The organism is Achromobacter deleyi, assembly GCF_016127315.1.
Taxonomy (GTDB): Bacteria; Pseudomonadota; Gammaproteobacteria; order Burkholderiales; family Burkholderiaceae_B; genus Achromobacter; species Achromobacter insuavis_A.
In genome coordinates this window covers 131,358-154,133 of the sequence record NZ_CP065997.1, presented here as the reverse complement: position 1 = coordinate 154,133, position 22,776 = coordinate 131,358, and the positions used below count along the sequence as shown (strand labels likewise).

Below are 22,776 nucleotides of genomic sequence, written 5' to 3'. Positions count from 1 at the left end.
GCGGCCATGGCGGACAAGACCATCTCCGCGGCGGCGCAGTGGTACGCGCGGCTCTGTGCGGACGACGTCAGCGCGGCCGACGTGGCGGCGCATGGCCGCTGGCTGGCGGCCGATCCGGAACACGCGCGCATCTGGCGCCAGGTCGAGAATCTGCGCGGCACGTTGGGAGCGGCGCCGGCGCGCCTGGCCGCCGACACCCTCAGCCGCGCCGACCAGCATTTCGCGCGCCGCCGCGCCGCGCTGCGCAACGGGCTGGGCGCGGTGGCGCTGCTGGGCGCCGGCGGGTTGGTCGCCTGGCGCGGCATGCCGCTGGACCGGATGCTGGCGGACTATCGCACCGGCGCGGGCGACCGCCGCGAACTGCGGCTGGCGGATGGCACGCTGCTCTGGCTCGACAGCGCCAGCGCGGTGGACGTCAACGTCAGCGCGGGGGAACGGCGCATCTTCGTGCACACCGGTGAAATCCTGGTCGACACCGCGGGCGCCAGGCCTGGCTTGCCGCCGCTGCGCGTAGTCACCTCGCATGGCACGGTGCGGCCGCTGGGCACGCGCTTCACCGTGACCCGCCAGGACGACCTGACGCGCGTGGTGGTGCTGCGCCATGCCGTGGCGCTGGAGCCGGCAGCGGGCGGCCCCACGGTAATCCTGAACGCGGGCGAGGAGGGCACGCTGGCGCCTTCGGGGGCGCATGTGGCGGGCGCCTTTACCGGCGAGCCGGACGCCTGGACCCGCGGACTGCTGGTGGTGGACAACTGGCGGCTGGACGATTTCATTGCCCGGCTCGACCGCTACCGGCCCGGGCTGTTGCGATGTGATGACGCCGTGGCCGCATTGCGTCTGTCGGGCGCGTTTCCCCTCGACGAGACCGACGAAGCCCTGGCCGCGGTGGCACGCGCCTTGCCGGTGCGTGTCTCGCGCTTTACCCGTTATTACGTCCGAGTCGTCGCCCGCGACTGATTTTTTTTTCCCGGCATTGTCCTTTTTCCGCGCTCATCCGACTTAGCAGGGATTACGTCGGATCTGCTTCACGGAAACCTGAGTCCATGCCTTCTTCTTCTTTGCCTCACCGCCATCTTCCCCTGGTCGCGCCCCTGGCGCGCGCCGTCTTCATCGCATTGACGGCCATCAGCGCCGTCCCGCCCGCACTGGCCCAGGACGCCGCGGCCACCCAATCCACTCGCCGCTACGATGTGCCGCCCGGCCCGCTGGGACTGGCCCTGGGCCGCTTCGCCGCCCAGGCGGGGGTGGTGTTGTCGTTCGACGCCAAGCTTACCCAGGGCAGGCAGAGCGCCGGCCTGCAAGGCGATTACGGCGTGGCGCCGGGCCTGGCGGCGATGCTGGCCGGCACCGGCTTGGAGGCCGTCAGCCAGGGCGGCAACCGCTACGGCCTGCGCAGCGCCAATACCCAGACACTGGCGCCGGTGGAGGTGCTGGGCGCGCGCGAACCGGCGCCCAGCGAGGGCACGGATTCCTACACGGTGGGCGTTTCGACCAGCGCCACGCGGTTGCCGATGACGCTGCGCGAGACGCCGCAGTCGGTCTCGGTGATGACGCGCCAGCGCCTCACCGACCAGGGCCTGAACACCCTGGAGGATGCCATCGTCAATACACCGGGCCTGATCTTCAAGAAGAAGGGCTCGGCCGACGACAACGAAAAGGGCCTGTATGCCCGCGGCATGGAAATCACCAACATGCAGGTCGACGGCGTGCCGACCCACAAGGATTTCAACGCCCTGGGGCTGGATACCGCGCTGTATGACCGCATCGAGGTGGTGCGCGGCTCCACCGGCCTGCTCAGCGGGGCGGGCAATCCCGCCGCCTCCATCAACCTGGTGCGCAAGCGGCCGACCCGCGAATTCGAAGCCGGCGTCGGCGCCAGCGTGGGATCGTGGGACTACCGGCGCACCGAGTTCGACCTGGGCAGTCCGCTGGACGAAGCGGGCAAACTGCGCGGGCGGCTGGTGGGCGCCTGGCAGGAGGGCGGATCCTTCATCGACCGCGTCAAGCAGGATTCGCAATTGCTCTATGGCGTCGTCGAGGCGGACCTGACCGAACGCACCCTGCTGACGCTGGGCGCGGAATACCAGCGCAAGAAATGCACGGCGTGCTCGTACTTCGGTTTTCCCGCCTACTACGCCGACGGCTCCCAGACCGATTTCCGCCAGCGCTTCAATTCCGCCACCAACTGGAGCCGCCAGGAGCGCACGCGCTACAACGTCTTCGCCACGCTCGACCATGAATTCTCGTCATCATGGAAAGGGTCGCTGACGCTATCACGCACCGGCGACGACAACGACCGCACCTATGGCTGGTTCAGCAGCAACGGCTGGGCCAATCCGCAGACCGGGCAGGGGGCGTCCGTGTGGGTCGCCAAGTGGCCGATCCCGAAGACCCAGAATGCGCTCGACGCCAGCCTGAGCGGCGCCTTCGACGCGCTGGGCCGCCGCCATGACGTGGTGCTGGGCGTGAGCCTTTCCCGCACCAAGGCCGACTACGACACCTACCGGCTGTGGACCGCGCCGGGCTACGACCCGGTCATTCCGGACATCCGCGCCTGGGATGGCGACATGCCGGAACCGCAGTGGCAGGTCAACGGCAAGCGCTACTACACCGAGAAGCAGAGCGCGATCTATGGCGCGCTGCGCCTGCGCCCGACCGATGCGCTGTCGGTGGTGCTGGGCTCGCGCGTCACCTGGTGGGACCAGCAGGCGTCCTATACCTACACCGACGGTTCGGCCTATCCGGACAACATGCGCGAGCAGGGCGTGTACACCCCGTATGCCGGCGTGGTCTATGACCTGACGCCGACGCTGTCCGCCTACGCCAGCTACACCAGCATCTTCCTGCCGCAGCAGGCGCAGACCGTGTCGGGCAGCGGCATCGCGCCGATCAAGGGCAATACCTACGAGATCGGCCTGAAATCCGCCTGGCTGGATGGGCGCCTGAACGGCGCGCTGGCGCTGTTCCGCACCCGCCAGGACAACTACGCCATGCTGGACGGCGACAATCTCGCGCCCAATGGCGACAGCGCCTACGTCGCCGCCAACGGCGCGGTGCTGCGCGGGGTGGAAGCCGAGCTCAGCGGCGAACTCATGCCCGGCTGGCAGATGCAGCTGTCGTATGTGTACGTGGATCGCCGCCTGCCGACGGGCTTCACGACCCAGGTCGGCTTGCCGCGCCACATCGCCAAGCTCTACACCACCTATCGCCTGCCCGGCGACTGGAGCGCCCTGACGGTGGGCGGCGGGGTGCGCTGGGAAAGCGCCAGCGGCTTCACCAGCCGCGGCCCGGGCGGCCAGCAGTTCGAGTCGTCGCAGGGCAGCTATGCCCTGCTGGACCTGATGGCGCGCTACCAGTTCAACCGCCAGTGGTCGGCCACGCTGAACCTGAACAACGTGCTGGACAAGAAGTACTACGCCAGCACCAACGTCTACAGCAACTACTACGGGGCGCCGTTCAGTGCGATGCTGGGGGTGAATTACCGCTATTGAGTGAGGCGGCCGGCCAGTTCCAGTCGCTGGCCGACAGATCCGGTTGCAGCGCCTGGAACGCCGCCTGCGCGCCGGCCTGGCCCGGAAAGCGGCCGGACTTGTCCGGCCAGAACAGCTGCACGCAAGGGAAGTCATCGCCGCCGTGGAACCAGCGGTTCCAGCCCAGGTGCTCGGGGTAATGTAATTTCGGAGCAGGCTTCGCCTGTGCCATAGTGTCAACCCCGGACTCCTTTTCTGCCTGCCGATGCCGACCTCCCACGCCACGCTTGCCGCCGCGCTCCGCTCCCCGGTCACCTCCGCCGAGGACGTGGAAACCCTCGAGGCGTTCTTCCAGCGCCCCGAGGTGCGCGCGTTCTACCAGGATGCCGAGGACCCGGCGCATACCGAAGCCAGCCTGCGGTTTTGCGCCGAGCTGTTGCCGTCCCTGCATCCCAGCCGCGCATCGGCGCTGGCGCTGATGTGCGGTTCGCTGGTGGAAGACGGCGCCGATCCCGTCATCCTTTTCCCCACGCTGCAGGCGCTGCTGCGCCCCTGGCTGCAAGCGCTGCGGCCCTGCTGCGCGCTGGAGGTCGAGGAAGACGACGCCGAGGTGGAGCAGGCCGACCGCCAGGCCTGGAACGATGCGGTGGCGCGGCTCGAAGCCATTCCCGCGGACCAGCGCTGGGCGTTCGATGCGCAGGTCGCGGCCATCGACACGCTGGTGCTGCCGATGATGGCGATGCTGATGCGCGACCCGCGCAATCATCAGGCGTTCGTCGCCGATGCCGAACTGATGGACCTGCTCTACGCCATGACGACGCTCAATGACAGCGTGCCGTTCGAGCAACTGCACTACCTGTGGCTGGCGTCGCGCATCAGCTACGAGGACGAGCTGGTGGTGGTGCTGCCGACGTCGGGCACGGGGTTCGTGGCGCGGGCGCATGGCATCAACAACAACTTCCATGCCTTCACGCTGCTGCAGAACCTGATGCGCGAGCACGCGCAGGCCCTGGGCGTGCGGCGCGAGATCGCCGCGCGCGAACCCGACGCCGAGCGCGACAGCGCGGATTTCCAGTGGCTGCAGGCCGACGCGTACGCTGGCGGCAAGCTGCTGAACGGCATGCGCCTGTCGTGGGGCGAGGCGGCGCTGCGCGACAACCACGCCAAGGGCGGCAAGCGGGTGCTGATCGCGCTGGAAGGCGACGAGGGCATGAAGCGCAACTGGTCGGGCTTCAACGGCGCGATCCATGATGCGCAGCAGCCGTCGATGACGTTCACGCGCTACCTGACGGCGGACGAGGTGGCGGCGTTCCTGGCGTGACGCCAGCGAGGCCGAACCGCGCGAACGGCGGTGAGCCGGGCATGCGATGCAACAGATGAGCCTCGAATGTTTCTCTTGTATTGCCTGGCCATTTCAGCCGACCTAGTATCGGGACTCATTTTTTATCTGGGTTCATCAAGACGCTGTTCCGCAAGACGCGTCTGACTGAAATGGATCGTGACTGCAGCCCATCCCCTGGTATCGGCCGTCAAGGCGCTCTACGTCGACCATCACGGTTGGCTCACTTCCTGGCTGCGCCGCCGGTTGGGATGTCCGGAGCAGGCGGCGGATCTGGCCCATGACACTTTCCTGCGGCTGCTGACGGCCAAGGTTCCGCCCGCCGAGCTGGCCGAGCCGCGGGCCTGGCTGACCACGGCAGCGCGTCGGCTGATGCTCGACCGCCTGCGGCGCCAGCGCGTCGAAAAGGCCTATCTCGAAGCCATGGCGCTGGCGGCGGATGTATTGCCACAAGGGGCGCCATCGCCCGAGGCGCTGATGAGCGCGGTACAGATGGTGGAGCAACTGGCAGCCGCGCTGGCGGCGCTCGCGCCGAAAGGGCGCGAGGCGTTCCTGTTGCATTACCTGGAAGACCACAGCCAGCCGGTGGTGGCTGAACGTCTCGGAATCTCCGTGCGGATGGTACAGAAGTATCTGGCGCAGGGGCTCCTGCGTTGTCACCAGGTGCTGACCTGATGATCGCCGGGCAATCCGGTTGCCAGCCGGAAGCCGCTACATGAAGCGCATGCCGATCCCCGAAGCCATTGCCGAACAGGCCGCCCGTTGGGTCGTTCGTCTGAGTTCTGACGACGCGGCCGAGCGCGAGGTCGTGCAGCGCGAACTGGAGGCCTGGATGCGGCAGAGTCCCGCGCACGAGGCTGCGGTGTGGGGCATGCGACGGGTGGTGGACCGGATGCAAGATCTGCGTGGCTCAGCGGCGCAAGCGGCGGCACCGGCGCGGGCAGGATTCGAAGCGGCGTTTGCCCATGTGGGCAAGCGGCGCGCGAGCCGGATGCTGTTCGCGATCGGCGCGGCGTTGCTCGTGGCCGCGGCGGGCTGGATGACATTGCAGGTCTATCCCGCGGCCTATCTGATGGCGGATGTGCGCAGTCTGACCGGCGAGTGGCGCGTCCAGTTGCTGGAGGACGGCTCGCGCGTCACGCTGGCCGGCGGCAGTGCCGTAAACCTGCGATTCGACCGCCAGCGTCGGGAATTGGAATTGGTGCAGGGACAGGTGCTGATCGAGGTGGCGAAGGACGCGCTGCGTCCCTTCGTGCTGCGTACGCGCGAGGCGCGGCTGACCGCGCTGGGTACCCGCTTCGCGGTGGAACGGCATGACGGCGTGACGAAGCTGGCAATGATCGAATCGCGCGTGCGGGTAGAGGCAGCCGGCCCGGCACCGACGCAAGCGCTGGTGGTGCGGGCCGGGCAGCGCGTGGCGGTTTCTGCACGGGGCGTCGGGCCGATTGCGGCGGTCGATCCCGGCCAGGTGGAGGATGCCTGGAAATTCCACCAGTTGGCGGTGCGGGACCAGCCGCTGGCCGACGTGCTGGACGAGCTGAATCGGCATCGGTCCGGCCGGATCTTCTATGACGAGGCCGCATTGGCGGGGATTCGCATGACGGTGGTGTTGCCACTGGACGATACCGGCCGGGCGTTGCGATTGCTGGCCGAAAGCGTACCCGGCCTGACGTTGCGGTTCGCCTCGCCCTATTTCGTGTGGGTGGGCCGGACCGGAGGCGACGCGGCCCGCTAGTCCGGAAAAATCCCTGCGATGGCGGGTTCGTGTCTTGGAGCTTGGCGCGTCATGTCTTCTGAATGGCGATGATCCGGGGCGTATCGATAGGTCCCGGCGCCCGAGCTGAGGACCACGATCATGCACAAGCTCCACCCGGCAGGCCCACGCCGCCGTTTCCGATTCTCGCCGCTGCGGGCGCCCCGCGGCCTGTCCCCCGCTGTCCGCCTGGTGCTGGCCGGGTTGGGCGCCTCGGTCGCGCTGGTTGCCCAGGCGCAGCGCGTCGACAGGCAGTACGACATTCCCGCTGGCTCGCTGGCGGATGTCTTGAGCCGTTATGCGCAGCAGTCCGACATCGCGTTGTCCCTGCTCGCCGGGCAGGTGGCCGGTCGCCAGAGTCCCGGGCTGCATGGCCGCTACGCCGTGGAAGAAGGCTTCGCGGCGCTGTTGCGCGGTACCGGCCTGCAGGCCCGGCGCGGCGCGTCGGGCTATGTGCTGGTGGCGTCGCCGGGAGCCGTGACCCTGGCGCCGGTCGAGATCGAGGGTGACGCGGTTGCCGGGAAAGAAGTCTATGCCGCGCCACGTTCATCCGTGCATCTGTCCAGCCAGGATCTCGACCGGTTCGGCCGGGTGTCGGTCGGCGACCTGCTGGCCGGCATACCGGGCGTGCAGGTCGGCGACAGCCGCAATGGCGGCGCGCTGGACGTCAACATCCGTGGCATCCAGGGGCAGAGCCGGGTGGCGGTGCGGGTCGATGGCTCCGAGCAGGCGCTGGACGTGTACCGGGGCTACGCGGGCACGGCCCAGCGCAGCTACATCGACCCGGACCTGATCAGCGACGTGACCGTCAACAAAGGTCCCTCCGTGACGTCCGGCGCCATCGGTGGTTCGGTGGAAATGCGCACGCTGGGCGTGCGGGACATCCTGACGGAAGGCAGGCAGATCGGCCTGCGCCTGAAGGGGGACATATGGAACAACGGCATGGCGCCGCCGCATCGCGGCGTCAATCCGCCGTCGTCGTCCACAGGAGAGCCCTCGGCGAATGATCTGAGAGCCGTTCCGCATGATAGCCATGGCAGCCTGTTCGGCTCGCGCGCCAAGTCGGGCAGCCTGGCGTTTGCCTATACCAACGACCGCCTCGACTTCGTGGCGGCCTACGCGCACCGCAACCAGGGCAACTACTTCTCGGGCAAGAAGGGGCGGGAGCGCTATCGCATGTATTACCCGGGTGGTCGCTACGAGATGAACAGCGTGGCCAAGGCCTACAACCCAGGCGAAGAAGTGTTGAATTCGTCGGCCGAAACCGAGTCGACGCTGTTGAAACTGACGCTGCGACCCGCCGCAGGCCATACGCTGGAACTTGGCTACCGCCGCTACGACGGGAAAATCGGCGAAATCCTGCCGTCGGACATCATCCGTTCCGGCACGGCGGGCATCACGCAGTATCCGCTGGGCGAAACCGGCATCGACACCTACACGGCGCGCTACCAGTTCCAGCCGGCGGACAATCCGCTGGTGGACCTGGGGGCGAACCTGTGGATGACGGATGCCAGGACCAGCCAGTTGACCTCGGTGTGGGCGCCCGCGTCGCAGGCCTACGTGACGGACCGCAGATGGACTCGGCAGGCCGACCGCCGCATCGGCGGCGATCTGGCCAACACCTCGCGGTGGCGCACGGCGCACGGCGATGTCAGCCTCAACCTGGGCGGCTCATTCCAGGTCGAGGATATCCGGCCGCAGCGCGGCGTGGTGACGACGCAGCAGGACATCGACGGCAACCGCGTGCTGCGCGATGCCTCGCGCCGGGAATTCAGCTTGAACGGCAAGCTGGAATACCGGCCGGTGGCGTCGCTGACGCTGTGGGGAGGTGGCCGCTACAGCCATTACGACGTCAGGGACCGCGGCGTGTATTCCACCGCCATCCGCGAACTGCGCCCCTATCGCGCCATCATGGTGAAAAAGCCGGGCGAGTGGTGGTGGCCGGGCAACTTCGGCTACCAGACGTGGTGGCCGGACGAGAAAGGCCAGTACACCGACGCCACCGATCCGCGCCTGCATAACGGCATCGTGTTCCAGGACAGTAACCGCCCCGAGGTCGGCGTGCCGTACGACGACTTCGGCGCGGGCTCGACCCGCGTCTATGACGAAGATGTGAAAGAGGTCGTCGCCGGCTATGCGCATGCCCCCAGGCTGCGCAGCCGCGGCGGCGGCTTTGCCCCGTCGTTGGGCCTGAACCTGGAACTGGTGCCGGACACCTTCGTCTATGCCTCGTACACCCAGGGGCTGCGGTTGCCATCGCTGTTCGAGACCAGCCTTGGCACGATGAGCCTCTCACCGGGCAGGGGCCTCAAGCCCGAACGCTCCAACAGTTGGGAATTCGGCGCCAGCACGGTGCGTGGCAACCTGTTGACCGATGGCGACACGGTCGCCGCCAAGGTGGTCTATTTCAACAACAACATCGAGAATTACATCGTGCGCTACTACGACTATGACGGCGTGGAGGCGCTGACCGAAAAGGCGTTGCAGATGAGGAACACCGATCGCTACAAGACCAGCGGATTGGAATTCCAGTCGCACTATGACGCCGGGAGGGTGTTCGCGGATCTGGCGGCCACGTATTACCTGAAGACCGAGACTTGCGACGCGGCCTTCGCGCAGCACTTGCGTGACAACCCCAGCGCTTCCCGGCATACGGAAAACACGCCGACGTGCACGCCGGGCAGTTTCATGGGTTCGTATACCAACACCCAGAATCCGCCCAGGCTGGCCTTGAGCCTGACCGCCGGCCTGCGCTTCTTCAACGAAACGCTGACGCTGGGTGGCCGTATGACCTACACCTCGGGCCCCACGGTCAAGACCGACCTGCCGTGGCAGGAAACGCCCACGACGAAGCAGCTCGTGTACCACCCCGTGACGCTGTTTGACCTGTTCATGACCTACCGGCTGCGCGAACAGATGGTGGTGAGCATCTCGGTGCAGAACCTGACGAACCGTTACTACCTGGATCCGCTGGCGCAGAGTTTCATGCCGGCGCCGGCCCGGACGGTGCGGATCGGCATGCAGACGCGCTTCTGAGCTTGCGCGGCGTCCGTGGGCGGGCAGCTGGCATGCGATGCCTGCCCGGGCCGACATCTATACCAAGGTATACGCCCGATGACCTGTTCGGAACGCCGCCCCGGACCTACACTGCCGCCTGTTGCAACCCTAAGGAGCCCGCCGTGGAAGACGACGGAAGTACCAGAACCTACGGCGCATGCCGGGCATAGCGGGTCTGCACGTCTTTTTTCTGCCAGCCGCTACGCCCACCGGGATCGACCCGGAGCCGCGACGGCTTGCATGCGCCACCTGAACCCCTAGCGGGCGAAATCGCCTGTTTCCAGGAGACGCGCATGCTGTCCCATATCCTGTCCCCCAACCCCGTGCGCCGCGCGGCCCCCGCGCCGGCCTTCATCAACCTGACGTTCTACGGCAGCCCCGCGGTGCTGGCCCTGATCCGCAAGCGCCTCTACGAGGAACTGCGGCAGCGGTCGGAAACCGTGGCCGACGTGCGTTATTCGACCGACGGCGAACAGGCCTGCACCGCCATCAGCCTGCGCAGCGACACCGGCAACCCCTGGCCCGTGATCACCTGGCTCAGCGACCTTTGCCGCGAGCTCGGTGTGCATACGCTGCGTGTCGGCGTGGCGCCGGCGCCGCGCGCGCAGGCGCCGGCCGTTCCCGTCCCGCATTGATCCCGCCTTACCCGATTCTCAATATCCACCAAGCCCGCGCGGGCCGTGGACGGGGGACGCTCGCGCCTTGAAAACGGCGGGCTTCCGCCGGCGGTGCGCGGGTGGGAGCAGCGAACATGAAGCAAGTCCAAGAAGCCTCGTTGCCGGCCCCGCGCGGGCCACGCAGCGAGAAGACCGCCGCGGCCGGCGCCGCGCCGGGCAAGAACCGCGCGATGCCGGTGGCGCGCCATGCCGGCCTGTCGGTGCACGAAAGCCTGCAGACGCTGCAGACGCAGCGCGCCGGCCTGAGCGACGCCGAGGTCGCCGCGCGCCGCGCCGTCGACGGTTTTAACGAGGTCGCGCACGACAAGCCCGCGCCGGCCTGGCTGCAGTTGCTGCGCGCCTTCCGCAATCCCTTCATCCTGGTGCTGCTGGGCCTGGCCGCGGTGTCGTACTTCACCGACATCCAGTTCGCCGCGCCCGCCGACCGCGACTGGACCGGCATCACCATCATGCTGACGATGGTGACGATCAGCGGCCTGCTGCGCTTCATCCAGGAATACCGCTCGGGCCGCGCCGCCGAGAAACTCAAGTCGATGGTGCGCAGCACCGCCACGGTGGTCCGCCGCGACAGCCACTCCAGCGAGCCGGTGCGGCGCGAACTGCCGATGAACGAACTGGTGCCGGGCGACATCGTCGAACTGCAGGCCGGCGACATGATCCCGGCCGACATCCGCCTGCTGCAATCGCGCGACCTGTTCATCAGCCAGGCCATCCTGACGGGCGAAGCGCTGCCGGTCGAGAAGTACGACACGCTCGGCAGCGTCAGCGCCAAGCGCGCCGAGGCGCTGGCGGGCGAGAATGCCGACCTGCTGGACCTGGCCAATATCTGCTTCATGGGCACCAACGTGGTCAGCGGCACCGCCACCGCGGTGGTGGTGGGCATCGGGCCGAATACGTACTTTGGCTCGCTGGCCAAGAACGTGGTGTCGACCAAGCGGGTCGAGACCAGCTTCGACCGCGGCGTCAACAGCGTGTCGTGGCTGCTCATCAAGTTCATGCTGGTGATGGTGCCGATCGTGTTCGTCATCAACGGCGTCACCAAGGGCGACTGGGTCACCGCGCTGACCTTCGCGCTGGCGGTGGCGGTGGGGCTGACGCCGGAGATGCTGCCGATGATCGTCTCGGCCAACCTGGCCAAGGGCGCGGTGGCGATGGCGCGGCGCAAGGTGGTGGTCAAGCGGCTCAACTCGGTGCAGAACTTCGGCGCGATGGATGTGCTGTGCACCGACAAGACCGGCACGCTGACGCAGGACCGCATCATCCTGGAGCACCACTTCAACGTCGACGGCGACATCGACGACCAGGTGCTGCGCCTGGGTTGGCTGAACAGCGCCAACCAGAGCGGCCAGCGCAACCTGATGGACCGCGCCATCCTGGCCCGGGCGCGCGAGCTGCGCGGCTGGGACCGCAGCGCGCATCACGAGAAGGTCGACGAGATCCCGTTCGACTTCGTGCGCCGGCGTCTGTCGGTGGTGGTGCGCAGCGTCGACGGCGGCCTGGGGATGATCACCAAGGGCGCGGTCGAGGAAATGCTGGCGGTGAGCTCGGGCGTGATGATCGACGGGCAGGAGCGCCCGCTGGACGCCGCCATGCGCAAGCGCCTGCTGCGCAGCGCCGAGGCCTACAACCGCGACGGCTTCCGGGTGCTGGTAGTGGCGTCGCGTCGCCTCGAGGACACCGGCCGCACGCAGTTCCAGGCCAGCGATGAAAGCGGGCTGGTGGTGCGCGGCTTCCTGACGTTCCTGGATCCGCCCAAGGATTCGGCGCGGGCCGCGATCCGCGCGCTCAATGACTACGGCGTGGCGGTGAAGGTGCTGACCGGCGACAACCCCATCGTGGCGGCCAAGGTCTGCCGCGAGGTGGGCCTGGATTTGGGCGACGACGATGCGCGGGTGCTGCTGGGCGCCGACATCGAGCAGATGGACGACGTGACGCTGTGCCGCCGCGCCGAGACCGCGGTGCTGTTCGCCAAGTTGACGCCGCTGCAGAAGTCGCGGGTGGTCAAGGCGCTGCAGGCCAACGGCCACACCGTGGGCTTCCTGGGCGACGGCATCAACGATGCCCCCGCGCTGCGCGACGCCGACGTCGGCATCTCGGTGGACAGCGGCGCCGACATCGCCAAGGAAACCGCCGACATCGTGCTGCTGGAAAAGGACCTGATGGTGCTGGAGCAGGGCGTCATCAAGGGCCGCGAGACCTTCGGCAACATCCTCAAGTACCTGAACATGACCGCCAGCTCGAACTTCGGCAACGTGTTCTCGGTGCTGGTGGCGTCGGCCTGGCTGCCGTGGGAGCCGATGCTGTCGCTGCAATTGCTGATCCAGAACCTGGTGTACGACATCTCCCAGCTGACGCTGCCGTGGGACCGCATGGACGACGAGTTCCTGAAGAAGCCGCGCAAGTGGGAAGCGGGCAACATCCAGCGCTTCATGCTGTGGCTGGGGCCAACCTCGTCGGTGTTCGACATCACCACGTATTTCCTGATGTGGACGGTGTTCGGCGCGGGCGCGGCCTATGCCCTGCATGGCGGCGACGGCGGCCAGACCATCATGAATTCGGGCTGGTTCATCGAGGGGCTGGTGTCGCAGACGTTCGTGGTGCACATGCTGCGTACCCGCAAGATCCCGTTCCTGCAGAGCACGGCGTCGCTGCCGGTGCTGTTGTCGACCACCGCCGCGATCGCGCTGGCGTGCTGGCTGCCGTTCTCGCCGATCGCCGAGTCCATCGGGTTCGTGGCCTTGCCGCCCATCTACTTCGGCTGGCTGGCGCTGACCATCCTGGCCTATATCGCGCTGACGCAGCAGGTCAAGACCCTCTACATCCGCCGCTACGGCCGGTGGTACTGACATGCCGGGAGAGACGACATGGAAAAGGCTTTCGAGGAAATGCGCAAGTTCTCGCGTGACATGCACGCCTACGAGATCGAACGGGCCGCCTTCCGCCAGTCGGGGCAGGCGCCGGACCTGCCGGATGGCCCGCTGATCCCGCTGCGGCTGCTGCTGCCGATGCTGTTGGCGTGGACGCTGGGCGTGGGCGGGATCCTGTGTTTCCTGCCCTGACGACGCAACGGAGAATCGGGCGGCCGGGCGCCGCCCGATTGCGTCAGGCGATGCCGTGCAGCGCCTGGATCACGCCGAGCGCGATCCAGATGCCGACGAGCACGGCGCCGCGGACGATCCAGAGGGTCTTGATGGACGGTTTCATGGGGAGGTTGCCGGTAGGCGTTGGCGGGGCGGCGCGGCCTGGGGACGCGCCTTGGGGGGACCCGAAAATTATAGGAATCGGCCCCCGCGCGGGCGAGACGCCGTTGGGATGGCGGGCATATACCTTGGTATATGCCGGCTCTCCCAAGGTGCGCCGCGGCCCGCGCCTGTCTCTACAATGGCATCTCGCGGCGCGCGGCCATCGGGGCCCGGCGCCGGTGTCCATTCAGCGGGGTCGCAGCGCCATGTTCCTAAAGCCGGCCAGGTATCTGAAGCAGCGTCCCGGCGCGGGCGTCGCGCTGCTGGTGGCGCTGATGGCCGTGATATTCCTGGCGGATACCTTCACCCGCCTGGAAATCGCCGTGGCGGTGTTCTACGTGGCCGTGATCCTGGCGGCGTTGAGCTTCCTGCCGCGACGCGGCGTCACTATCGTCGCGGTGGCGTGCGCGGCATTGACGCTGCTCAGCCTGTACCTCACGCCCAACGGCGGCGTGCTGCGCGAGCTGGGGCTGATCAATGCGCTCATCAGCATCGCCGCCATCGGCGTGACCACCTACCTGGCGCTCAAGCGGGCGGCGGCCGAGGACGCGGCGTTCGAGGCGCGCACGCAGCTGGCGCGCATGGCGCGCATCCACAGCCTGGGCGAGCTGACCGCCTCGATCGCCCACGAGATCAACCAGCCGCTGGCGGCCATCGCCACCAGCGGCAGCGCCTGCCAGCGCTGGCTGGAGCACGATCCGCCCAACATCGAACGGGCCTTGCGCGCCCTGCAGCGCATGACCGGCGACGTGCACCGCGCCAGCGAGGTGGTGGCGCGCATCCGCCGCGATGCGCGCAATGCCGCGCCGCAACGCGAGCGGCTGGACCTGGCCGAGGTCATCGGCGAGGTGCTGGAACTGGCCGGCGGCGAGCTGGCGAGCAACGAAGTGGTGGTGTCGACCCGCATCCAGGAGCGCGTGCCGGCGGTGCTGGGCGACCGCGTGCAGCTGGGGCAGGTGCTCGTCAACCTGGTGCTCAACGCCATCGAGGCGATGCAGCAGACGCCGGCCGGCGCGCGCCAGCTGACGCTGCGCCTGTCGTGCCAGGAGCCGGGGCAGGTGCAGTGTTCGTTGACCGACACCGGTCCGGGCCTGACGCCGCAGGCGCGCGAACGCCTGTTCGATACTTTCTGGAGCACCAAGCCGGAGGGCACCGGCCTGGGCCTGACCATCAGCCGCGGCATCATCGAGAGCCACGGCGGCAGGTTGTGGGCCGAGCCCGCCGCGCGCGAGGGCGCGGTGTTCTGTTTCATGCTGCCGGCGGCGGCCGAGGATGAGTCTTCATGATCGCAAGCACGCGGCCCGAGCCGGCCACCATCCACATCGTCGATGACGACGCCTCGCTGCGCGAGTCGCTGGAAGACCTGATGCATTCGGTCGGCCTGCCGGTGCGCGGCTACGGCTCGGCGCAGGAATTCCTGGACGCCGACCCGGGCGCCGGCCCCGCCTGCCTGGTGCTGGATGTGCGCCTGCCGGGGCAGAGCGGCATGGACCTGCTGCGCCGCCTGCAGCAGGCGCGGCGGCGCATGCCGGTGGTGATGATCACCGGCCACGGCGACATCCCCATGTCGGTCGCGGCGATGAAGCTGGGCGCGGTGGATTTCCTGACCAAGCCGTTTCGCGACCAGGACCTGCTGGACACGATCCATGCCGCGGTGGAAAAGGATCGAGCGCAACTGGTCAACGCGTCGGGCTCGGACGAGGTCCAGGCCCGCTGGGACACCTTGACCGACGGCGAGAAGGCGGTGATGGAGCGGGTGGTGCGCGGCATGCTGAACAAGCAGATCGCGGCCGAGCTCAATGTCAGCGAGATCACGGTCAAGGTGCGGCGCGGGCGCGTCATGCGCAAGATGCAGGTGCGCACGCTGGCGGACCTGGTGCGCGCGGGCGGGCAGTTGGGCGGCTAGCGTCCCTGGCCATGGAACGGCCAGCCTCCGGTCGCGGCTGGCAGGCCGTCGCCGCCGTGTACAGGCGGCCTCAATCCGCCTTGACGGACCGCTGACGTCGCGGCGCGGGCCCGTCTTGTCAGTCGACCTTGTCAGTCCGCCTTGCCGGGCGGTTGCGCCGCCGCGCGCCACAGGTCGAGGAAGTGGCGCTTCTTCAGCGGATCCAGGTACACCAGCAAGCCCACGCCCAGCGCCACCGGCCGCACCCCCGCCGCCGGCACCACCGAGGCGCCGACCGGCCGCATGCCGGATTGGCGCGCGAGCATGTCCTGGCCGCGCGGCGACAGCAGGTAGTCGAGAAAGCGCGCGCCCAGGTCGGCGCGCGGCGCCTGCCGTGGAATGATGGCCGAGCGCGACAGCATCAGGGTGTAGTCCTGCGGGTAGATAATGGCCAGCGGCGCGCCCTGGTCGATGCGGTGGCGGGTATAGGATTCCAGCAGGTTGTAGGCCAGCGTGGTGTCGCCGCGCTGCAGCTTGTCGAGCGCGTGCTCGGTCGATTCGTGCACGCTGACGCCGTTGCGGCCGAAGGCGGCCAGCAGCGCGCCGGCCAGGCTGTCCAGGCGCGCGTCCTGGGTGGCGGCCAGGTAGCCGATGCCGCTGCCTTCGACGTCGTAGGTCGAGATCCGGCCGGCCAGCGGCTGGTCGGGCGCCTGCAGCAACGCCAGCAGCTCGCGGCGGGTGCGCGGCGCGCGCGCGGCGTCGAGCTTGCGGGTGTCGTAGACCATCACGATGGGGTCGGTGCCGATGCTGAAGACCTCGTCGCGCCAATTGGCCCAGGCGGGCAGGGCGCGGGTGTCCGGCGACACATGCGGTTGCGCGTGGCCGTCGTTGACCAGCTTGGTCTGCAGGTCCATGGCGCTACTGATGACCAGGTCGGGCCCGGCCTTCTCGCCCGGCGCCTGCGCGGCGCGGGCCGCCACTTCGGCATATAGCGCCTGGGTCGACAGCTCGGTGTATTCGAGGCGCACGCCGGGATTGAGCTGGCTGAAGTCTTCGAGCACGCCGCGAAACACCTGCACGCTGTTGGACGCGTGCAGCACCAGCACGTTCCTGCTGTCCGCCGGACCCAGCGACAGGCCGTCGGCGCTGGTCTCGGCGGCGAGGTCGGCGCTGGCGAGCAGCAGGGCGGCGCCGGCCGCGGCCAGGCGTGAGAGCAGCGCAAGTCTAGGCGTCATGGGCGTTGGCGGGCAGGAGGACGGAGGCTTCGAGGCCGCCGCCGGGGCGGTTGCGGAGACTGAGGCGGCCCTGGTGGATGTCGACCACGCGCTTGATGATGGACAGCCCAAGACCGGCGCCGGGCGTGCGCGGATTGGGGCCGCGCGAGAAGCGCTCGAAGGCGCTTTGCGCCAGCGCGGGCGGGATGCCCGGCCCCTGGTCGGCCACGGTGATGCGCCAGCCGGCGTCCTGGCGCTCGAGCCGGACGTCGATGTGGCCATCGGCCGAGGCGCCATGGCGCAGGGCGTTGTCGATCAGGTTCTTGAAGGCCTCGCGCAGCATCAGGCTGTCGCCCGCGATGCGGGGCGGCGCGCCATCTTCCGCGTCGGGCAGGCGCAGCCGCACGTCGGGCTGCGGGTCGGCCTGCGGCACGGTGTCGTAGACGGCCTGCGACAGCAGTTCGGCCAGGTCCACCGGGCCGAACTTGCGCACGTTGCTGCGGTGGATGACGCTGGCGTCGCTGAGCAGCTGGTTCACCAGCCGCGACAGCTTCTCGGCATTGCGCAGCACCGCCAGCAGGCTGCGGCGCTGTTCGGCCGGGTCTTCCTCGTCCAGCGCCACTTCCATCTGCGCGTGCAGCGCGGCCAGCGGCGTGCGCAGCTGGTGCGCGGCCTCGGCGATGAACAGGCGCAGGGTATCGAGGTTCTCGGACAGCCGCGCCATGAAGCCGTCGAGCGAATGCACCAGCGTGTCCAGTTCCTCGGGCACGGGCGCGGCGATCGGATGCAGGTCGGCGGCGCTGCGCGCGGCCAGTTCGCGCTCGATGCGCTGGATCGGCGAGAGCGAGCGCTGCAGGCCCCAGTAGGCCAGCGCCAGCGCCGCGGCGGTGAAGCCGATCAGCGTCAGCGTGCCCTGCCACAGGATGCTCTCGGCCAGCGCGTTGCGCGCCTCGCGCGTCTGCGCCACCTGGATCCGCGCGGTCTCGGTGGCGCGCGGGCCGGCGATCTTGCGTTCCATCCAGGCCACGCGCACGGGCTGGCCCTGGTAGTCGGTGGTGAACAGTTGCGGCGCGGCGCCGGCGTCGGCGCCGTGGCCGGGCGGGGCGGCCAGGTCGGCGTAGCCGGAGATCAGCGCGCCGTCGGCGGCCGCCACGCGGTAGAACACGCGGTCGCGCGGCGCCTGTTCCAGCAGCGCCAGGGCGGCGTAGGGCATGTCCATCTGCCATTCGCCCTGCACCAGCTGCAGGCTGTCGGCCATCGACAGCACCGAGGCGCGCAGCAGTTGATCATAGGTGGTGTCGGCGGTCTGCTGCGCATAGCCGCGCACCAGCAGGTACAGCGCGCCCAGCCCCGCCACGAACAGCGCCAGCAGCATCGCCAGCAGGCGCCGGCGCACGGAAATGCGGCGGGGCGCCACCGCGTCAGTCCCGCGGCGCCGGGTCGGCGCCGGCGTCATCGACGACGCTCAGCAGATAACCCGTGCCGCGCTGCGTCTCGATGCGCAGCGGCGAGCCTTCCAGTTTCTTGCGCAACCGCGCGATGTAGACCTCGATGGCGTTGGGCGCGGCGTCGTCGTCGAACGCGAACAGCTTGTTGGCGATCTCGGCCTTGCTGACCGCGCGGTTCATGCCGGCCAGCAGGATCTCGAGCAGGCTGTACTCGCGCTTGGGCAGGTCGATGCGCTGCCCCGCCAGGCTGACCTGCCGCGCCGCGCTGTCGATCACCAGCTCGCCAAACCGCAACACCCCCGCCGCCTGCACGCTGGGCCTGCGCAACAACGCCCGGCAACGCGCCTCCAGCTCGCGAAAGTCGAACGGCTTGGCCAGGTAATCATCGGCCCCCGTATCCAGCGCATGCACCCGATCCTCGATATCGATCCGCGCCGTCAACGCCAGCACCGGCGTCTTGCTGCCCCGATCCCGCAACCGATGCAGGATCTCGAACCCCGACATGCGTGGCAGCCCGATATCCAATATCACCAGGTCAAAGGTCTCGTACTGCAACACCCCGTCCGCGTTCAACCCATCCCTCTGGCAATCGACGGCATGCCCAAGACGACGCAGTCGCCGTACGAGCGCGTCGGCCAGGTCCTCATCATCTTCAATCACCAGAATCCGCATGCGCGAGATTGTCGCATAGCACCCCACGCCACCCGCGCACCCAGCGACGACATCCGTCCCCCTGTAACGCCCTGTCATAGCTCCCAGATTCCCCATCAACGCGCAGCGAACACCCTCACGCCATCCCCCACCGCGTAAGCCGTTTGGGCCGCCCGCGCGGCCCAAAAAGGCGGGCCCCACAAACCGCTCCCATGCCGCCGAGGTCCAGCAACGCACCAAACCAAGACACCGGTAGTCCGGGGTGGGGCGGGTGTCGCGGAGCGCGCCGTCAGATGCGCCCGACGGAATCCGAAGGAGTCGCCGCAGGCGAGGACGAGGATGAGGAAGGGGCAGTCCGGAGCGGACGCTCCGGACCGCAATCGCAGGCGCGCTCCGCGACACCCGCCCCACCCCGGACGGCCTACATCTCTCTTGTCGCTGACTCCCCACCCGACCCCGCCCCTCAAAAAAAACGACAGGTTCCAGACAGCTTTTCTTCCTAGTCTTCCCCCCCAGCGCCCCCCCGGCGTGCAAATAACAACGAGTCCGGAGATACCCCTCATGCTTTTGACCCTGCTTGGCTTCGGCATGGTGATCACGTTCATGACGCTGATCATGACCAAGCGCCTGTCGCCCCTGGTGGCGCTGATCCTCGTCCCCATCATCTTCGCCCTGCTCGGCGGCTTCGGCGCCGGCATCGACAAGATGATGCTCGACGGCATCCGCAAGATCGCGCCCACCGGCGTCATGCTGATGTTCGCCATCCTCTATTTCGGCGTCATGATCGACGCCGGCCTGTTCGACCCCATCGTCGGCCGCATCCTGCGCGCCGTGAAGGGCGACCCGCTCAAGATCGTGGTCGGCACCACCGTGCTGGCACTGGTGATCTCGCTGGACGGCGATGGCTCCACCACCTACATGATCGTGGTCGCGTCGATGCTGCCGCTGTACCGCCGCCTGAAGATGAACGCGCTGTCCATGACCTGTCTGGCAATGCTGGCCAGCGGCGTCATGAACCTGACGCCGTGGGGCGGGCCGACCGCGCGCGCCGCCAGCGCCCTGCACGTGGACGCCGGCGACATCTTCGTGCCGCTGGTTCCCGTGATGGGCGTGGCCATCGTCGCGATCCTGATGCTGGCCTTCTTCCTGGGCCTGCGCGAACGCCGCCGCCTGGGCGTGCTGTCGCTGCCCGACGGCGCCTCGCTGCACGCCGGCTATGACGAGGACGGCCCCAAGAACCTGCCCGAGATCGAGGTCGACCACGACCTGCGCCGCCCCAGGCTGCTGTGGGTCAACGCCGGCCTGACGCTGGCGCTGATGGTGAGCCTGGTGATGGGCGTGCTGCCGCTGCCGGTGCTGTTCATGATCGCCTTCGCGATCGCGCTGATCATCAACTACCCGAACCTGGCCGAGCAGCGCCGCCGCGTGGCGCAACACGCCGGCAACGTGCTGTCGGTGGTGTCGCTGATCTTCGCGGCGGGCATCTTCACCGGCATCCTGTCGGGCACCGGCATGGTGGAAGCCATGTCGCGCAGCCTGCTGGCAGTGATCCCCGACGCGCTCGGGCCGTACCTGGCCGGCATCACCGCGCTGGTCAGCCTGCCGTTCACCTTCTTCATGTCGAACGACGCCTTCTACTTCGGCGTGCTGCCGATCCTGAGCGAGGCCGCGCAGGGCTACGGCATCTCGCCGGTGGAAATGGCGCGCGCCTCGCTGATCGGCCAGCCGGTGCACCTGCTCAGTCCGCTGGTGCCGTCGACCTACCTGCTGGTGGGCCTGGCGGGCGTCGAGTTCGGCGACCACCAGCGCTATTCGCTCAAGTGGGCCACGATGGTGTGCCTGGTGATGCTGGCGGCCGCGCTGGCGTTCGGCCTGTTCCCCCTGGTCGGTTCCGTCGCCTGACGGCGGCGCCTTCCCACGTTTCTTGAAAGGACAACGTTCATGGCTTTGCGCATTGCTTACGTCACCAGCGGGATGGGCCACACGGGCACCGCGATCTGCCAGGCGCTGCACCACGCGGGCCACCGCGTCATCGCCGGCTGCGGGCCGCGCTCGTCGCGCAAGGACCACTGGCTGAAGGAACAGAAGTCGCTGGGCTACGACTTCAGCGCCTCGGAAGGCGACGCCACCGACTGGGCCTCGACCGAGGCCGCCTTCGCCAAGGTGCGGCGCGAGGTCGGCGAGATCGACGTGCTGGTCAACAACGCCGGCGCCATGCTCGACATGCGCTTTCGCCAGATGAGCCACGCCGACTGGTCGGCGGTGCTGCGCAGCAACCTGGACACGCTGTTCAACAGCACCAAGCAGGTGGTCGAGGGCATGGCCGAGCGCGGCTGGGGCCGCATCATCAACATCGGCTCGGTCGCCGCCGAGAAAGGCCAGATCGGCCAGATCAACTACGCCACCGCCAAGGGCGCGGTCATCGGCTTCACGCGCTCGCTGGCGCAGGAAGTGGCCGCGCGCGGCGTCACCGTCAACCTGGTGTCGCCGGGCTTCATCGCCGACGACACTGTCAAGGCGTTCCCGCCGGCGCTGCTGGACCGCATCATCGAAAGCGTGCCGGTGGGCCGCCTGGGCACCGCCAAGGACCTGGCCGGGCTGTGCGCCTGGCTGGCTTCTGACGAGGCGGCGTTCGTGACCGGCGCGAACTATGCGATCAATGGCGGCGTGTATATGAGTTGAGCGGGGCGCCATTACCCCCGATTGATCGACACCCCGCCATCCACCAGCAATGCCGTGCCGGTGGTGAAGCTGGACGCGTCCGACGCCAGGTACAGGGCCGAGCGCGCGATCTCGGCGGGGCTGGCCAGGCGCTTGAGCGCATGCAGGCTCTCGACGTAGCGGCGCGCCTCGGGCGAGTCCATCGAGGCGCGGCCCATCGGCGTGTCGGTGCCGCCCGGCAGCAGGGCGTTGGCGCGGATGCCCTGGGCGCCATATTCGGCGGCGATCGCCTGGGTCAGGCCGATCAGGCCGGCCTTGCTGGCGGCATAGGCGCCCATGCCGGGAAAGCCCGCCGTGTGGCCGACGAAGGTGGACGTGAAGACCAGCGAACCGCCGCCGCGCCGCAGCATCGCCGGGATCTGGTGGCGCGCGCCGAGGAAGGCGCTGCTCAGGTTGGTGTCCAGGATCTGGCGCCACGCGTCGGGTGGAATCTGGTGCAGGGGCAGGGCGTCGCCGGTCATGCCGGCGTTGTTGAAGGCGATGTCCAGTCCACCGAAGCGGCGTTCGGCGAGGGTGACGGCGGCCTCGGCCACGGCCTCGTCGCGCACGTCGCCGGCCAGTGGCACGGCCTGGCCGCCATCGGCCTCGATGGCCGCGACCAGGTGTTCCAGTTCGGCCTGGCGCCGCGCCACCACCACGAGGCGGGCGCCTTCGCGGGCGAACAGTCTTGCCGCCTCGTAGCCGATGCCCGAGCTGGCGCCGGTGATGATCGCGACTTTGCCGGTCAGTTGCTGCATGATCGTTTCTTTCCGTTGGGGGAGTGATCCCCGACGATAGGCATGCCGGGCCGGCCGGTCTATCCGCTTCTTGCGCCCCTTTCCCTGGGCGGGACGGTCCGGCGGGGCGCGCGCCCGTAAGGACCACGCCAGGCTGGCCGGGTCCGGCTCCCGAGCCGGGATGCGGCGCCGCCACGGCCATGCCACAATCAGCGCTGGTCGATCGAATACCGAGGAACGCCATGACAGTCCGGTCCCGCCGCGCCGCCCTGGGCGCGGGCGCAATGGCTTTGCTGCTGTTGGCCGCTTGCGGCAAGAAGACGGAATATCCGCCCGAGGTGCAACGCGCCACCTACGGTTCCTGCCTGGAAGGCTTCAAGGCCAAGGCGCCGCCCGCCATCGCCGCCAGCGACGTGGACGCCAAGGCCAAGGGCTATTGCCAGTGCGTGATGGACGGCCTGCAGTCCAAGGTGCCGGTGAAGGACTTCCTGCGCTACGACGAACTGCTGGCGACCAATGCCAACAACGCCGAGCGCGAACGGCTGGGCGCGCAGGTGATGGCCGTGGTCGATGTCTGCCTGAAGAAGATCCCGGGCTTCTGAA

General features: G+C 68.5%; 19 protein-coding genes. 14 read left to right on the top strand and 5 right to left on the bottom strand.

The annotated features are described in order from the left end of the window. Nucleotides 1-6: 6 nt before the first annotated feature. Entirely contained in the window at nt 7-957 is a 951-nt protein-coding gene (locus I6I07_RS00585; protein ID WP_198485337.1) for a FecR domain-containing protein, read from the top strand. An 86-nt stretch (nt 958-1,043) separates the two neighbouring features. Next, nucleotides 1,044-3,491, top strand: a complete 2,448-nt coding sequence (locus I6I07_RS00580; protein WP_198485336.1) for a TonB-dependent siderophore receptor — start codon at nt 1,044-1,046, stop codon at nt 3,489-3,491. Here the strand turns inward: I6I07_RS00580 and I6I07_RS00575 are convergent. Further along, on the bottom strand, nt 3,457-3,702 hold the full coding sequence (locus I6I07_RS00575) for a DUF4262 domain-containing protein (RefSeq protein WP_198485335.1): 246 nt from the start codon (nt 3,700-3,702) through the stop codon (nt 3,457-3,459). The genes I6I07_RS00580 and I6I07_RS00575 overlap by 35 nt on opposite strands. Nucleotides 3,703-3,735: 33 nt before the next feature. Between I6I07_RS00575 and I6I07_RS00570 the strand changes: the two genes are divergently transcribed. From I6I07_RS00570 to I6I07_RS00530, 9 genes are all read left to right on the top strand, one after another. Next, nucleotides 3,736-4,791: a hypothetical protein gene (locus I6I07_RS00570; RefSeq protein ID WP_198485334.1), complete on the top strand. Its 1,056-nt coding sequence runs from the start codon at nt 3,736-3,738 to the stop codon at nt 4,789-4,791. Nucleotides 4,792-4,968: 177 nt separating this feature from the next. Continuing rightward, the gene (locus tag I6I07_RS00565; RefSeq protein ID WP_332840425.1) at nt 4,969-5,484 is read left to right on the top strand and encodes a sigma-70 family RNA polymerase sigma factor; all 516 of its coding nucleotides are present in this window, start codon (nt 4,969-4,971) and stop codon (nt 5,482-5,484) included. A gap of 40 nt (nt 5,485-5,524) precedes the next feature. After that, the gene (locus I6I07_RS00560; protein WP_198485333.1) at nt 5,525-6,544 is read left to right on the top strand and encodes a FecR family protein; all 1,020 of its coding nucleotides are present in this window, start codon (nt 5,525-5,527) and stop codon (nt 6,542-6,544) included. A gap of 120 nt (nt 6,545-6,664) precedes the next feature. Then, a complete protein-coding gene (locus tag I6I07_RS00555; RefSeq protein ID WP_198485332.1) occupies nt 6,665-9,598 on the top strand; it encodes a TonB-dependent receptor in 2,934 nt (977 codons plus the stop codon). Between the two features lie 314 nt (nt 9,599-9,912). Then, complete coding sequence (locus I6I07_RS00550) at nt 9,913-10,254, top strand: hypothetical protein (protein ID WP_198485331.1); 342 nt, start codon at nt 9,913-9,915, stop codon at nt 10,252-10,254. A gap of 116 nt (nt 10,255-10,370) precedes the next feature. Then, complete coding sequence (gene mgtA / locus I6I07_RS00545; RefSeq protein ID WP_198485330.1) at nt 10,371-13,142, top strand: magnesium-translocating P-type ATPase; 2,772 nt, start codon at nt 10,371-10,373, stop codon at nt 13,140-13,142. Between the two features lie 18 nt (nt 13,143-13,160). Then, nucleotides 13,161-13,355 carry a hypothetical protein gene (locus I6I07_RS00540; protein ID WP_061072232.1) on the top strand — a complete coding sequence of 65 codons (195 nt, stop codon included), beginning with the start codon at nt 13,161-13,163 and terminating at the stop codon, nt 13,353-13,355. Nucleotides 13,356-13,744: 389 nt separating this feature from the next. Further along, nucleotides 13,745-14,824 (top strand): sensor histidine kinase, encoded by a 1,080-nt coding sequence (locus tag I6I07_RS00535; protein ID WP_198485329.1) that lies wholly within the window; start codon nt 13,745-13,747, stop codon nt 14,822-14,824. After that, a complete protein-coding gene (locus tag I6I07_RS00530) occupies nt 14,821-15,444 on the top strand; it encodes a response regulator transcription factor (protein ID WP_198485328.1) in 624 nt (207 codons plus the stop codon). The genes I6I07_RS00535 and I6I07_RS00530 overlap by 4 nt, the downstream gene beginning before the upstream one ends. A 131-nt stretch (nt 15,445-15,575) precedes the next feature. On the opposite strand, the gene I6I07_RS00525 is transcribed toward I6I07_RS00530, so the two are convergent. Genes I6I07_RS00525 through I6I07_RS00515 form a run of 3 tightly spaced genes read right to left on the bottom strand, consistent with a single transcriptional unit; the run spans nt 15,576 to nt 18,757 of the window. Then, a complete protein-coding gene (locus tag I6I07_RS00525; RefSeq protein ID WP_198485327.1) occupies nt 15,576-16,658 on the bottom strand; it encodes an ABC transporter substrate-binding protein in 1,083 nt (360 codons plus the stop codon). After that, complete coding sequence (locus I6I07_RS00520; protein ID WP_198485326.1) at nt 16,648-18,054, bottom strand: sensor histidine kinase; 1,407 nt, start codon at nt 18,052-18,054, stop codon at nt 16,648-16,650. Before I6I07_RS00520 ends, I6I07_RS00525 begins: the two co-directional genes overlap by 11 nt. 4 nt (nt 18,055-18,058) lie before the next feature. Then, the gene (locus I6I07_RS00515; protein ID WP_198485325.1) at nt 18,059-18,757 is read right to left on the bottom strand and encodes a response regulator transcription factor; all 699 of its coding nucleotides are present in this window, start codon (nt 18,755-18,757) and stop codon (nt 18,059-18,061) included. A gap of 540 nt (nt 18,758-19,297) precedes the next feature. On the opposite strand from I6I07_RS00515, the gene I6I07_RS00510 reads away from it, so the two are divergent. After that, nucleotides 19,298-20,638: a CitMHS family transporter gene (locus tag I6I07_RS00510; protein ID WP_198485323.1), complete on the top strand. Its 1,341-nt coding sequence runs from the start codon at nt 19,298-19,300 to the stop codon at nt 20,636-20,638. A 39-nt stretch (nt 20,639-20,677) separates the two neighbouring features. Continuing rightward, nucleotides 20,678-21,418 carry an acetoacetyl-CoA reductase gene (gene phbB / locus I6I07_RS00505; protein WP_198485321.1) on the top strand — a complete coding sequence of 247 codons (741 nt, stop codon included), beginning with the start codon at nt 20,678-20,680 and terminating at the stop codon, nt 21,416-21,418. Between the two features lie 11 nt (nt 21,419-21,429). Here phbB and I6I07_RS00500 read toward each other — a convergent pair whose 3' ends face one another. After that, on the bottom strand, nt 21,430-22,194 hold the full coding sequence (locus I6I07_RS00500; protein WP_198485319.1) for an SDR family oxidoreductase: 765 nt from the start codon (nt 22,192-22,194) through the stop codon (nt 21,430-21,432). Nucleotides 22,195-22,415: 221 nt separating this feature from the next. On the opposite strand from I6I07_RS00500, the gene I6I07_RS00495 reads away from it, so the two are divergent. Next, a complete protein-coding gene (locus I6I07_RS00495) occupies nt 22,416-22,775 on the top strand; it encodes a hypothetical protein (RefSeq protein WP_232625844.1) in 360 nt (119 codons plus the stop codon). Nucleotide 22,776: the final 1 nt, after the last annotated feature.